At 68.0% G+C, this 13,337-nt stretch carries 13 protein-coding genes and 1 rRNA gene; 1 reads left to right on the top strand and 13 read right to left on the bottom strand.

Annotated features, from left to right (window positions below):
• From ABD768_RS20905 to ABD768_RS20895, 3 genes are all read right to left on the bottom strand, one after another.
• Positions 1–114, bottom strand: a 16S ribosomal RNA gene (locus ABD768_RS20905); the annotation flags it as partial.
• Between the two features lie 560 nt (positions 115–674).
• A complete protein-coding gene (tyrS, locus tag ABD768_RS20900; protein ID WP_344843013.1) occupies positions 675–1,979 on the bottom strand; it encodes a tyrosine--tRNA ligase in 1,305 nt (434 codons plus the stop codon).
• Positions 1,980–2,049: 70 nt separating this feature from the next.
• Entirely contained in the window at positions 2,050–3,087 is a 1,038-nt protein-coding gene (locus tag ABD768_RS20895; RefSeq protein WP_343964874.1) for an App1 family protein phosphatidate phosphatase, read from the bottom strand.
• A gap of 75 nt (positions 3,088–3,162) precedes the next feature.
• Here ABD768_RS20895 and ABD768_RS20890 point away from each other — a divergent pair, with 75 nt between their 5' ends.
• The gene (locus ABD768_RS20890) at positions 3,163–4,122 is read left to right on the top strand and encodes an LLM class flavin-dependent oxidoreductase (protein WP_344843008.1); all 960 of its coding nucleotides are present in this window, start codon (positions 3,163–3,165) and stop codon (positions 4,120–4,122) included.
• On the opposite strand, the gene ABD768_RS20885 is transcribed toward ABD768_RS20890, so the two are convergent.
• The 10 genes from ABD768_RS20885 to argC all read right to left on the bottom strand — a co-directional run bounded on the left by ABD768_RS20885 (position 4,119) and on the right by argC (position 13,282).
• Positions 4,119–4,799, bottom strand: a complete 681-nt coding sequence (locus ABD768_RS20885; protein ID WP_344843005.1) for a DNA-3-methyladenine glycosylase — start codon at positions 4,797–4,799, stop codon at positions 4,119–4,121. The two genes, ABD768_RS20890 and ABD768_RS20885, sit on opposite strands and share 4 nt — an antisense overlap.
• Entirely contained in the window at positions 4,800–6,221 is a 1,422-nt protein-coding gene (gene argH, locus ABD768_RS20880; protein ID WP_344843002.1) for an argininosuccinate lyase, read from the bottom strand.
• A gap of 22 nt (positions 6,222–6,243) precedes the next feature.
• Entirely contained in the window at positions 6,244–6,921 is a 678-nt protein-coding gene (locus ABD768_RS20875) for a hypothetical protein (RefSeq protein WP_344842999.1), read from the bottom strand.
• Positions 6,918–7,448 carry an RNA polymerase sigma factor gene (locus tag ABD768_RS20870; RefSeq protein WP_344842996.1) on the bottom strand — a complete coding sequence of 177 codons (531 nt, stop codon included), beginning with the start codon at positions 7,446–7,448 and terminating at the stop codon, positions 6,918–6,920. The genes ABD768_RS20875 and ABD768_RS20870 overlap by 4 nt, the downstream gene beginning before the upstream one ends.
• Positions 7,449–7,521: 73 nt before the next feature.
• Positions 7,522–8,034: an arginine repressor gene (locus ABD768_RS20865; RefSeq protein ID WP_343964865.1), complete on the bottom strand. Its 513-nt coding sequence runs from the start codon at positions 8,032–8,034 to the stop codon at positions 7,522–7,524.
• Positions 8,031–8,963 carry an ornithine carbamoyltransferase gene (argF, locus tag ABD768_RS20860; RefSeq protein ID WP_344842993.1) on the bottom strand — a complete coding sequence of 311 codons (933 nt, stop codon included), beginning with the start codon at positions 8,961–8,963 and terminating at the stop codon, positions 8,031–8,033. Before argF ends, ABD768_RS20865 begins: the two co-directional genes overlap by 4 nt.
• On the bottom strand, positions 8,960–10,162 hold the full coding sequence (locus ABD768_RS20855; RefSeq protein ID WP_344842991.1) for an acetylornithine transaminase: 1,203 nt from the start codon (positions 10,160–10,162) through the stop codon (positions 8,960–8,962). The genes argF and ABD768_RS20855 overlap by 4 nt, the downstream gene beginning before the upstream one ends.
• On the bottom strand, positions 10,159–11,061 hold the full coding sequence (argB, locus tag ABD768_RS20850; RefSeq protein WP_343964859.1) for an acetylglutamate kinase: 903 nt from the start codon (positions 11,059–11,061) through the stop codon (positions 10,159–10,161). Before argB ends, ABD768_RS20855 begins: the two co-directional genes overlap by 4 nt.
• The gene (argJ, locus tag ABD768_RS20845) at positions 11,058–12,254 is read right to left on the bottom strand and encodes a bifunctional glutamate N-acetyltransferase/amino-acid acetyltransferase ArgJ (protein WP_344842988.1); all 1,197 of its coding nucleotides are present in this window, start codon (positions 12,252–12,254) and stop codon (positions 11,058–11,060) included. Before argJ ends, argB begins: the two co-directional genes overlap by 4 nt.
• On the bottom strand, positions 12,251–13,282 hold the full coding sequence (gene argC, locus ABD768_RS20840) for an N-acetyl-gamma-glutamyl-phosphate reductase (RefSeq protein ID WP_344842985.1): 1,032 nt from the start codon (positions 13,280–13,282) through the stop codon (positions 12,251–12,253). The genes argJ and argC overlap by 4 nt, the downstream gene beginning before the upstream one ends.
• Positions 13,283–13,337: the final 55 nt, after the last annotated feature.

The following is a 13,337-nucleotide window of genomic DNA, read 5'->3' as shown; positions in this document are numbered from 1 at the left end:
TGTTACTCACCCGTTCGCCGCTCGTGTACCCCCGAAGGGGCCTTACCGCTCGACTTGCATGTGTTAAGCACGCCGCCAGCGTTCGTCCTGAGCCAGGATCAAACTCTCCGTTGAAATCTATATATCCACCGTCCCGAAGGACGGAGAACAGACAAACGAAAAACGATCCATTGCAATCAGAAACAAATCAAACTGACTTGAATCCAGAAAAATTACAAAGGAATCCAACACGAATCAACGATGAACCAGACCGGCCAACCTCGAAGAGGCAAGCAAGCCTACTTACACCGAGACCCGTGAAGGGGGTTAATGCTAAATTTCGGCATTGACTTTCGGCACGCTGTTGAGTTCTCAAGAATCGGACGCACACCGCGTCACAGACCTTGCGGCCAGGACTCCGGGGCAACCTGCGTTACTTTACCGGACCAGCACCACCGAGTCAAGACCCAGTTTTTCTGATCCGCACCCCGCATCTGAAGCTACCGACCCGGATCAACGACACGGTGCGGCTCAGCCAGTCTTGGGGGGTTCGGAGCGACCGGCCGCTTTCGCGTCCCGCACTCGCTCCAACAAGAAGAACATTACGTGGCGGGCAGGTAGCCGGTCAAATCGGTTACCGGTGGGCCGAATCACAGGCCTGTAATTTGCCCCCGGCACCGACCTCGTGCGATACGTCAGCCGGCCGCCGGCGAGGCCAGAACCCCCGCGAACGAACGCTTCCCGCGCCGCAGTACCAGCGCTCCCCCGGGCAGCAGATCCTCGCCGCTCGGGACGTACTCCGGATCGCTCACCTTCTCGTTGTTCAGGTACGCGCCACCTTCGGCGATCGTCCGTCGCGCGGCGGACTTGCTCGCCACGAGTTCCGAGAGCACCAGCAGGTCCGTGATGGTGGGCATCTGCTCATCCGGCTTGAGCTCGTAGTGCGGCGCCTCCCGCAGCGCGGCCACCAGGGTCGACCCCTGCAGCGCCTGCAACTCCGACTGGCCGAACAGCGCCTTCGCAGCGAGCTTCACCTGCTCGGTCTCCTCAGCGCCGTGCACCAGGGTCGTGACGTCCTCCGCCAGCAACCGCTGCGCCTCCCGAGCATGCGGGCGCTCAGCAGTCGCCTCCTCGAGTGCAGCGATCTCCTCTGCCGTCCGGAACGTGTAGAACCGCACCAGCTGCATCACATCGCGGTCATCGGTGTTGAACCAGAACTGGTAGAACGCGTACGGCGACGTCAGCTCCCGGTCCAGCCAGATGGTCCCCGACTCGGTCTTGCCGAACTTGGTGCCGTCCGCCTTGGTCACCAGCGGAGTGGCCAGCGCGTGCGCCTTCCCCGCGTCCGACCGCCGGATCAGCTCGACTCCAGCGGTCAGGTTCCCCCACTGGTCGCTTCCACCGGTCTGCAAGGTGCAGCCGTGGCGCCGGTACAGCTCCAGGTAGTCCAGCGACTGCAGCAGTACGTAGCTGAACTCGGTGTAGCTGATCCCCTGCTCCAGCCGGGCCTTCACGACCTCCCGGCCGAGCATCCGGTTCACCGGGAAGTGCTTGCCGATGTCCCGGAGGAAGTCGAGCGTGTTGAGGTCCTTGGTCCAGTCGTAGTTGTTGACCATCCGCGCCGGGTTGGGCAGCGACTCGTCGAAGTCGACGAACCGCTCTACCTGGCTGCGGACCTTCTCCACCCACTGCTGCACCAGGTCCTTGGGGTTCAGCACCCGCTCGGAGGACTCCTTGGGGTCGCCGATCAGTCCGGTGGCGCCGCCGACCAGCCCGATCGGGTTGTGGCCGGCCAGTTGCAGCCGCCGCAACGTCAGGAGCTGCAGCAGGTTGCCCATGTGCAGGCTCGGCGCGGTCGGGTCGAACCCGACGTACGAGGTGATCGGTCCGGCGGCCATCGACGCACGGAGCGCGTCCGGGTCGGTGGAGTGCGCGATCAGGCCACGGCTCTCCAGGTCGTCGAGCACCTGGGTGCGGCTTGCGGTCCCGCTGTCGGTCACTTGGTCTCTCCTCGAGTCACGTCAGATCACCACAAGTGTCCTGTACCTGCTCCAGCGGGCAGGTGCCGGGTCAGCTCGCCTCGGGCCGGGACAGTACTGCGCGCAGCTGCGCGACCAGCGCATGTCCGTCAGGCCCATGCACGGTTGCGGCCGTCGGGCGATGTGGATCGTGCGCGCCAGGGTCCGGATTCGGCACTGGTAGACCGTGGGACAGCACCTGCTCCGCAGGGGTCAGCTGGCGGATACCGATGGCCCGTACGTGATCCGGGTGCGTCTGGGCGAAGTCGCCGTACAGCTGCGGGTCGTGCTGGCCGTCGTCCCCCACCAGCACCCACTTCACGTTCGGGAACTCAACTGCCAGCCGGCGCAGCGCAGTGCGCTTGTGCTCCTGCCCGCTGCGGAACCAGCCGGTGTTGGTCGGCCCCCAGTCCGTCATCAGCAGTGGGCCGGCGGGGTAGCCGTGCCGCTGGAGGAAGCGGGTCAGGGTCGGGGCCGTGTTCCAGGCACCGGTGGAGAGGTAGAACATTGGCGCACCCGGGTGGTCTGCCAGCAGCTCGGCGTACATCTCCGCCATGCCCGGTACCACCCGGCGGGCCTGCTCCTCGCGGACGAACGTGTTCCAGGCGGCGATCAGTGGTCGCGGCAGCATCGTCAGCATCACCGTGTCGTCGATGTCGCTGACCAGGCCGAACGTGGCGTCCGGGTCGGGTACCACTACCTTCCCGCGTGCCTGCCGCTCGCCATGCACGCCCAGGCTGATCTCATGCCACCCAGGTGGCAGCGCCACCGGCACAGTCAGGTCGATGAAGCCACCGCGGTCGGTGGTCGCCTCGAAGGTCTGCCCGGACACAGTGATCGACACCTGTACGCCGGTAGCCGGAGCGGTGACGAATACCCGCCAACCGCGCACCACCTGGTCCTCGTCGTACCGGGGCTGGTTGCGCGGGTCCCGGCTCAGCACGACGCGGGCCAGCACCCGGGTGAACTCCTGGGTGCCGTAGCCGACATGCGGGATGATCCGCTCCCGCCAGCCGCGGCGGCGCAGGAGGACCCCGACGCCGACGTTGAACCAGTCCTCCAGACGCGAGGAGTAGTGCGGACGGGCCATGTCCGAAACCTACCCGCAGACGGGGCCTGTACGCGCACCAGGAGGACTGTCCCCGGCGACCTTTACAGTCTCGATATGACCCAGACCTCCGCTGCTCTCGGAATGTGCTTCCCCCGGACCTTCCCTGCCGCCCTGGTGACCGACGTCGCCCGCCGTCTCGACGCCGGTGGCGCGGACGAGCTGTGGCTGATCGAGGACTGCTTCTACACAGCCGGGCCCTCGCTGGTCGCTGCCGCGTTGGCTACGACTGAGCGGCTGACCTGTGGGCTCGGCATCGTGCCGGCAGTAGCCCGTACTGCGGCTGTTACGGCGATGGAGTTCGCCACGCTCGACGCGTTGGCGCCGGGGCGGTTACTGCCTGGCATCGGGCATGGGGTGCAGGAGTGGATGGGGCAGATGGGGGTTCGGCCCAAGTCGCCGCTGACTGCGCTCGAGGAGGTGACTACTGCTGTTACCCGGCTGCTGGCGGGCGAGAAGGTGACGATGGAGGGGCAGTACGTCGTACTCCAGGACGTGCAGCTGGATGCGCCGCCGACCACGCCGCCGCCGATTCTGCTCGGGGTGCGGGGGCCTAAGTCGATGGCGCTGGCTGGGCGGGTTGCGGGTGGGGTGGTGCTCGCTGAGCCGGCTACGCCGGACTATGTGCGGGCTGCTGTCGGGCAGGCTGGGTCGCCGGAGGGCTTTGTGGTGGCTGTCTTCAGTGCGCTCTGCGTGCGGGGTGATCGGAAGACGGCGTACGAGTGGAGTGCGCCTTGGTTGGGGTGGCAGCTCAAGGACAAGAACCCGGCGCTTGCGGCGCTGCCGTTCTACGACGACCTGGTGAAGCTGCATGCGGAGAAGGGTGTCGAGGGGTTCGTCTCGATGCCGCAGGAGTGGTGGGCGGAGATCGGGCCGATCGGCACGCTGGATGACGCCGCTGCGCACATCGAGAAGCTGGAGGCGGCCGGGGTGCATCACATCGGTCTGTTCCCGGATCCGGAGGTCGAGCACGGGTTGCCTCAGCTGGAGTATGTGCTGGAGCTGGCCAACCGCTAACTGCGCTTCTTCGGTACGTGGGGCTTGTACGGCGAGACGGTGGGGTCGCCTGGGATCCAGAACCGCCACGGCCAGTCAGCCGCCTCGCGGAGGCCGACCCGGGGGCCGGTTGCCACCTCACCGTCATAGCCGTCCCCGGGCAACAGCTGGATAGCCGAGCCGCGGTTGAGTAGGTCGACGCCGTTGTCCGCTCGGTCGATGCCAAGAGCAACGCAGAGGCGGGCCGGCCCGCGAGCGAGATCGCGGTCCGGGTGGACCTTCGCAGCTCGCGGACGGGCTCGCGGCTCCGCCGCCTCGCTCCCGAGAGGGAAGGCGGGAGCGGTGGTGAAGCCCCGTCTTTGGCGGGCCAGGGGTGTGCCTTCGATGATCTCGCCGGCTCGGAAGAGGACTGCTGAGGGTTGGTTGGGTGGGCCTACTGCGATGTTCATGCAGTAGTGCATGCCGTAGGTGAAGTAGACGTAGAGGTGGCCTGGTGGGCCGAACATGACCGCGTTGCGGGGGGTTTGGCCTCGGTAGGAGTGGGAGCCGGGGTCGTTGGGGCCGTCGTAGGCCTCCACCTCGGTGATCCGGACTGCGACCACGCCCTCCGGAGTGGTCCGGCGGAGGACCATGCCTAGCAGCGCCGGTGCTACTTCGAGCACCGGCGCTGCTAGGGACGTACGACGTACGGGAGGCATCTAGGCGAGGCGGTCCGCGTGCTCAGTCGCGCGGGTGCGGAGCTCGGCCAGTTGTTCGGTGACGCGGTCGGTGGCGGTGCCGCCGCGGCCGTTGCGGGAGGCAACCGAGCCCTCGACGCTCAAGACGGTCCGCACCTCGGGAGTCAGCGCAGGCGAGATCGCGGCGAGGTCCTCGTCGGACAGGTCCCACAGCTCGATGCCGCGCTTCTCGCACTCCTGCACGCACGCGCCGGCCAGCTCGTGCGCGACCCGGAACGGCACCTTCTGCTTGACCAGCCATTCGGCGATATCGGTCGCCAGCGAGAAGCCCTGCGGCGCCAGCTCCTCCAGCCGCTCGGTGTTGAAGCGCAGCGTCCGGATCATCCCGGTGAACGCGGGCAGCAGCACCTCGAGCGTGTCCACGGAGTCGAAGACCGGCTCCTTGTCCTCCTGCAGGTCCCGGTTGTACGCGAGCGGCTGCGCCTTCAGCGTCGCGAGCAGCCCGGTCAGATTGCCGATCAGCCGGCCGGACTTGCCGCGGGCGAGCTCCGCGATGTCCGGGTTCTTCTTCTGCGGCATGATGCTCGACCCGGTCGAGTACGCGTCGTCCAGCTGGACGAACCCGAACTCCTTGGTCGCCCAGATGATCACCTCTTCGGCCTGCCGGGACAGATCGATGCCGATCTGCGCGCACACGAAGGCGAACTCCGCGACGAAGTCCCGCGCGGCCGTCCCGTCGATCGAGTTGGCCGACGAGTTCGTGAAACCCAGCTCGACCGCCACGAACTGCGGGTCCAGCCCGAGCGTGCTGCCGGCTAGCGCGCCGGACCCGTACGGCGAATCGGCGGCGACCCGGCGATCCCAGTCGGCCAGCCGGTCGAGGTCGCGGATCAGCGGCCAGGCATGCGCCAGCAGGTGATGCGACAAGAGCACCGGCTGCGCGTGCTGGAAGTGTGTCCGGCCAGGCATCGCCACACCGAGGTGCTTCTCGGCCTGCTCGGCCAGAGTGTTCACCTGGTCGAGTACGAGATCGCTGATGATCCGGCCGTGGTCGCGCAGGAAGCTCTTGAACAGCGTGGCGACCTGGTCGTTCCGCGACCGCCCTGCCCGCAGGCGACCGCCCAGCTCGGCACCGAGCCGGTCCACCAGCCCACGCTCGAGCGCGGTGTGCACATCCTCGTCCGCCTCGGCCGCGACGAAAGCGCCGGACAGTACGTCGGCCAGCAGCTCGTCCAGCCCGGCGAGCATCTTGGTGAGGTCCTCGTCGGTCAGCAGCCCCGCGCGGTGCAGCACCTTCGCGTGCGCCTTCGACCCGGCGATGTCGTACGGCGCCAGCACCCAGTCGAACTGCGTCGACTTGCTCAGCGCCGCCAGCGCATCAGCCGGCCCACCCGCAAACCGGCCGCCCCAAAGCGCCGCGCTCTCAGCTTTACCCGTGCTCACATCAACATCCTCTCAACAGATCTCATTTGCCGAAGGTCCCGGCCCACTTGCGAGCCGTGCCCTCGTCGTAGGGGCGACTGAACCCGCAACTCCACGCGGCCTGCTCGCCGCCGAGTAGCTGACCACTGACCAGCAGCCGACTGCCGACCTCGAAGTAGAGCCCGGCCTCGGACATGTTCTTCGCCCACTGCGGATCAACCGGTCCCGGCACCAGGACCCGCACCTGGTCCGCAGTGCCAGCCTTGTACCAGTGGTTCACCTTGAAGGTCACCATCGTGTAGCCCCGGCGGATGAACAGACTATGCCCGGCCGACGGCTCCTCGATTGCCAGCACTGTTCCGTCGAAGGCGAAGGCCTGTTTCCTCAGCCACTCGCCTTCAGGCGCAGCCACGCAGGACTCAGCTCCACCACCCCGATAGCTGGGCGTGGGCCCAGTCGGTACGGCCGGTACGGTCGGCGCGCTCGGCTGGTTGCCTGCGACCGGTGGTGCGTCCTGCTCCGGACCCAACACGACTGCCCCGACCACAGCAACCACTGCCACCGCAGCCCCCACGCCCAAAGCCACCAAAGGCACGCGGCGCCTCGGCCGCAAGGGTCCAGCAACTGCTTCTCGTACCGCGGTCTGGGCACGGGCCAGGGTCTCCGCGCTAGGGGGCGGTACTTCGCCTGCTTTGGTCAGTGTGTCCAGGTAGTCGGTCATGAGTCGGCTCCAAGTTTGTGGTTGGTGTTCTCGTCCACTACTTGGGTCGAGTCACCTAGCCGTTCGTCCATTCGTTGCCGTGCGCGGTGGAGGCGGGAGCGGGCTGTCCCTGCAGGGATACCGAGCACCTGGCCGGCCTCTGATGGGGTTAGCTGCTCCCAGGCGACCAGGAGGAGTAGTTCGCGCTCTACTGCAGGTAGTGAGCGCAGGGCCTCTCGTAGGGCTGGGACCAGGGCAGCGGCGTCCAGGCGGGCGTCTACTGCGGCTGTTTCGTCTGTAGGGCGGTCAGCTCGGGTCAGTACGGTCCGTAGGCGGTGGCGTCGGTAGTAACTGTGCAGTACGTGCCGTGCGATCCCGAAGAGCCAGCCGCGCACACTGCCCAGCTCGGGGTCGAAGCTGCTCCGCCCGCTGAAGGCCGCCAGCCACACGTCGGCCAGTAGGTCGTCCGCGACCTCTGACGTCGAACGCCGGCTCAGGTAGGCATGCAGGTCAGCGCTGTGCAGCTCCACCAGCCTCTCGAAGTCCATCCCGTCCCCTCCTGAGCCGCCCGCCGCGGACCGCTCGCCTGTACTTCGCACGAGGAGGCTGGAGCGTTCGCGGCTACTTGGCCTCGCTGCGAGCCGCCAGGCTGAGGAACCGGGCCGCCAGGGCCTCTCCCCCGGATGGGTGGCGCGACACCACCATCACGGTGTCGTCGCCGGCGATGGTGCCGAGTACGTCATCCAGTCCCACGTGGTCGATCGCCGACGCGAAGTACTGGGCCGCACCCGGCGGGGTTCGCAGGATCACCAGGTTGGCGCTGCCCTCGGCCGAGACGAGCAGCTCGGATGCCACCCGGCCCAGCCGCGCCTCGAAGGCTGCGGCCTCCCCGGCTCGCGGCGAACGGTCGCCGCCTTCACCCGGTACGGCGTACACGAGCTGGCCGGCCGAGTCGCGGACCTTGACCGCGCCGATCTCCACCAGGTCACGCGACAGGGTGGCCTGGCCGACGACGAGTCCGGCGTCGGCGAGCAGGTCGGCCAGTTCGGTCTGCGAGCGGACCGGTTGCCGGCCGAGCAGGTCGACGATCCGCTGCTGGCGCGCGGTCTTGGTGGTCGGTACGGCCAGATTCATGAGCTGAAGTTCCTTGCCAGCAGCCACGACAGCAGCGCCTTCTGCGCATGCAGCCGATTCTCTGCCTCGTCCCAGACGACGGACTGCGGCCCGTCGAGCACCGCCGCCTCGATCTCCTTGCCCCGGTACGCCGGCAAGCAATGCAACACGATCGCGTCGTCAGCAGCCTTCGACACCAGCGCCTCCGTCACCGAGAACGGTACAAATGGCGCCTCCCGCACTGCCGCCTCGGCCTCCTGGCCCATCGAGACCCAGGTATCGGTGGCAATCACATCCGCCCCCGCCACAGCCTCCGACGGATCGGAGGTCCACGAAGCAGAACCGCCGGTGACGAGACCGATCTCAGAAGCCTTCGCAAGCACCGCGGCATCGGGCTGGTACCCCGCCGGCGAGGCGATGACGACGTGCATCCCTGCCGTCACCCCACCGAGCAAGTAGGAGTGAGCCATGTTGTTGAAGCCGTCACCGAAGAAGACGAGCTTGAGCCCTGCCGTCCGGCCCTTGTGCTGCCGGACGGTCAGCAGATCGGCCAGGATCTGACACGGGTGGAACTCGTCGGTCAGCGCGTTGATCACCGGCGCCCGCGACGCAGCCGCCATCTCCTCGATCCGGGTCTGCCCCGAGGTCCGCCAGACGATCGCGCCCACCTGCCGGTCGAGCACCCGTGCGGTGTCCGCGATCGGCTCACCACGACCCATCTGCGACGACTGCGCGTCGATGATCAGCGGCACCCCGCCCAACTCGGCGATACCGACCGCGAAGGAGATCCGGGTCCGGGTCGAGGACTTGTCGAAGATCACCGCGACGGTCTGCGGACCGGCCAACGGCTTGTGCCCGTACCGATCCGTCGCCAACTGCTGAGCCAGCGTCAGGACCTCGTCCTGCTCGGCCGGGCTGAGATCGTCGTCCCGCAGGAAGTGCCTGGTCACACGACCTCCACCTGGTCGAGCAGCGTGGGGAGCGCTGCGATGAAGCTGTCGGCATCAGCCTTGCTCAGGATGTACGGCGGTGCCAGCCGCAACGCGTCGGGGATCGGGTTGTTGATGATGAACCCGGCCTCCAGCGCAAGCGCGGCGATCTGGTCCGACACCGGCGCCGTCAGCTCGATCGCGAGCAGCAGCCCGCGGCCGCGGACCCCGGCGATCAGCGGGTGCCCGAGCGCCTCGACCGACGAGGCGAGATGGTTGCCGATGGCACTGACATTGGCGAGCAGGCCGTCCCGCTCGATCACCGTCAGCACGGCCAGCCCGGCGATCGCGGCGACCGGGTTGCCGCCGAAGGTCGTACCGTGGTTGCCCGGCTGCAGGAGGTCAGCAGCTGCGCCGAACCCGAGGCAGGCGCCGATCGGGATGCCCGCGCCGAGCCCCTTCGCCACCGTGACGATGTCGGGCGAGATCCCGTCGGCCTGAAAAGCGAACCAGTCCCCCGTCCGTCCCACGCCGGTCTGGATCTCGTCGATCCAGAGCAGCGCGCCGTGCTCGGAGGTGATCCGGCGTGCCTCGGCGAGATAGCCGGGTGGCGGTACGACGACGCCGTTCTCGCCCTGGATCGGTTCGAGCACCACGGCAGCGGTCTCGTCGTCGACAGCGGCGGCGAGCGCGGCCACATCGCCGTACGGGACGAAGGTGACGTCACCCGGCAGCGGCGCGAACTGCTCCCGGTACGCCGGTTTCCAGGTGATCGCGAGCGCGCCCATCGTCCGGCCGTGGAACGCGCCGACCGTCGAGACGATCTTGGTCCGGCCGGTCTTGCGGGTGATCTTGAAGGCCGCCTCGTTCGCCTCGGTCCCCGAGTTGGTGAAGAAGACCTTGCCGGGGGCGTCGAAAAGCGACAGCAGCTTCTCCGCCAGGGCGACCTGCGGTGCCGAGGCGAAGAAGTTGGAGACGTGCCCCAGCGTCGCGAGTTGGCTGGTGACGGCCGAGACGACGAACGGATGCGCGTGGCCGAGGCAGTTCACCGCGAGCCCGCCGAGCAGGTCGAGGTACTTCTTGCCGTCGGCATCCCACAGGTAGGCGCCTTCGCCGCGGACCAGCACCCGCTTGGGAGCGCCGAAGGTGTTCATCATGGACTGCGAGTAGCGCTCGGCGAGGGCACTCTGCGTGCCGTCGACGGTGAGCAGTTCGGTCATGACGGAATCACCTGGGTCCCACTTCCGGCGTCGGTGAAGATCTCGAGCAACAGCGAGTGCGGCACCCGGCCGTCGATGACGGTCGCCCGGGAGACGCCGGACTGGACCGCGCGCAGGCAGGCCTCCATCTTCGGCACCATCCCCGACGCCAGCGACGGCAGCAGCTCGGCCAGCTCGGCGGCGTCGATCTGGGTGATGATCTCCTCGCTCTCCGGCCAGTTCCGGTAGAGGCCGGCGACATCGGTCAGTACGACGAGCTTCGACGCGCCCAGCGCGACCGCCAGGGCCGAGGCCGCGGTGTCGGCGTTCACGTTGTGCGCCAGCCCGTCCTCGTCCGGCGCGATCGTGGACACGACCGGGATCCGGCCGGCGTCGATCAGGTCGATGACCGCCTCGGGCCGGACGTCGACGACGTCGCCGACCAGGCCGATGTCGACCGACTCGCCGTCGATCATCGCGCCCCGCCGCTCCGCGGTGAACAGGCCCGCGTCCTCGCCGGACATGCCGACGGCGAACGGTCCGTGCGCGTTCAGCAGTCCGACGAGTTCGCGGCCGACCTTGCCCACCAGGACCATGCCGACCACGTCCATCGCCTCGGGCGTCGTCACCCGCAACCCGCCGCGGAACTCGCTGTCGATGCCGAGCCGCTGCAGCATGTCGCTGATCTGCGGTCCGCCGCCGTGCACGACGACCACCCGTACGCCGCAATGCCGCAGGAACACGATGTCGGAAGCGAACGCCTGCTTCAGCTCGTCGTCGACCATGGCGTTGCCGCCGTACTTGACCACGATCGTCTTGCCGTGGAACTCCTTCAGCCAGGGCAGCGCCTCGGTCAGCACGGCAGCCTTCTCGACCGCGTGCGCCTGGCTGGTCTCGATCAAACGTGTCGTCATGGTCATGAGGAGTACGCCGAGTTCTCTTCTACGTACGCGTGCGACAAATCCGTCGTCAGCACGGTCGCCGAAGCACTGCCCGCGTGCAGGTCGATCACGACGTCGATCTCCAGTCCGCTCAGGTCGGCCTCGGACCGGTCGACGCCCTTGCCGCCGGCGATGCAGATCGCGGCGCCGTTCAAGGTGATGTCGAGCAGCGCCGGGTCGAAGGCGGTCGGCGCGTTGCCGACGGCCATCGCGATCCGGCCCCAGTTCGGGTCGGAGGCGAAGAAGGCGGTCTTGCAGAGGTTGTCCTCGGCAACGATCTTGGCGGCGGCGACCGCCTCGGCCTCGGTGGCCGCGTTCTGCACGGTGATGCTGACGTGCTTGGTGACGCCCTCGGCATCGGCCTGCAGCTGCTTGACCAGATCCGCGGCGAGCGCGGTGAGGGCCGCCTCGAACTCGTCGGCCGGGACCTTGATGCCGGACGCGCCCGAGCTGAGCAGCAGGACGGTGTCGTTGGTCGACGTGCCGCCGTCCACGTCCAGCCGGTTGAAGGTCTTGCCGACCGCGTTCCGCAGTACGTGGTCGAGGTGCGGCTGGTCGACGATCGCGTCGGTGGTGATGACGGAGAGCATGGTCGCCATGTTCGGCGCGCACATACCGGCGCCCTTGGCGAAGCCGCCGATGCTCCAGCCGTCCGCGTGCTTGAGCACGGCCTGTTTCGGGACGTTGTCCGTCGTCATCACCGCGGTCGCGGCGGACAGGCTGTGCCCAGGCGTGTCGCCCAAGGCATCGACCACGGACTTGAGACCGGGCAGCAGCTTGTCCATCGGCAGCCGCTCGCCGATCAGGCCGGTCGAGCAGACACCGATCTCGCCCGCGCCGACCCCGAGGATCGTCGCCAGCTCCTCGGCGGTCTTGTGGGTGTCCTGGAAGCCTTCCGGCCCGGTGCAGGCGTTGGCGCCGCCGGAGTTGAGCACGACAGCCTTGAGCTTGCCCGCGGTCAGCACTTGCTGCGACCACAGGACCGGCGCGGCCTTCACTTTGTTCGTGGTGAAGACGCCCGCGGCACCGTCGTACGGGCCGTCGTTGACGACCACGGTGAGGTCCGGCTTGCCGGCGGGCTTGATGCCCGCGATCACCCCGGCCGCGCGGAAGCCGGCCGGCGCGGTGACTCCGGCGCTCCGCTCGACTTGGTGCTGCACGGTTGAGGTCACGGGGCTACTCCTACGAGGGGAAGGGCCAGCGTCTCGTCGAGACCGGCGGCCAGGTTCATGCACTGCACGGCGGCGCCGGCAGTGCCCTTGGTGAGGTTGTCCATCGCGGCCACGATCACAGCGCGGCCGGTCCGCTGGTCCAGCGTGACCTGCAGCTGGACGGTGTTCGCGCCGAGCGTCGCCTGCGTCTGCGGCCACTGGCCTTCCGGCATCAGGTACACGAACGGCTCGTCCTTGTAGGCCTCTTCATAAGCCTGGCGAAGGCTCTCGGCCGTGGTGCCCTCGGTGACCGGCGCACTGCAGGTGGCGAGGATGCCGCGAGCCATCGGCGCAAGTACCGGCGTGAAGGAAACTGAGACGGCCGCGTCGGTGACGGCGCCGAGGTTCTGCTCGATCTCCGGCGTGTGCCGGTGGACGCCGCCGACGCCGTACGCCGCGGCCGAACCCATCACCTCCGCGCCATGCAGATTCGGCTTCGGCGCCTTGCCCGCTCCCGACGTCCCGCTCACCGCGACCACCACCAGTTGGCCCGGGTCGACAAGACCGCCCTGTACTGCGGGGAGCAGGGCAAGGGTCGAAACGGTGGGATAACACCCCGGTACTGCGACCCGGTTCGTCCCGCGGAGCTTCTCCCGTTGACCGGGCAGCTCAGGCAGACCGTAGGGCCAGTGACCGGCGTGCTTGCCACCGTAGAACTCCACCCACGCCTCCGCCTCGACCAACCGGAAGTCCGCGCCGCAGTCGATCACGGTGACGTCCTCGCCGAGCTGCTCGGCGATTTCGGCGGACTGCCCGTGTGGAAGGGCCAGGAACACCACGTCGTGACCCGCCAGCGTCTCCGCTGAGGTCTCGACCAGGATGCGCCCGGCCAGGGGCAGGAGGTGTGGGTGGTGGACGCCCAGCGCGGTACCGGCGCTGCCGCCCGCCGTGAGTGCGCCGATCTCGACTTCTGGATGCACCGAGAGCAGCCTCAGCAGCTCTCCCCCGGCGTACCCACTGGCTCCAGCCACCGCGACCGTCAAACTCATGTGAATGAGTATGTCAGATACCGCATGATTATCCAACCCTGAAGATCGGTAGTTC

It is taken from the genome of Kribbella ginsengisoli (assembly GCF_039537185.1).
Taxonomy (GTDB): Bacteria; Actinomycetota; Actinomycetes; order Propionibacteriales; family Kribbellaceae; genus Kribbella; species Kribbella koreensis.
This window is presented reverse-complemented; position numbering and strand designations above follow the sequence as displayed.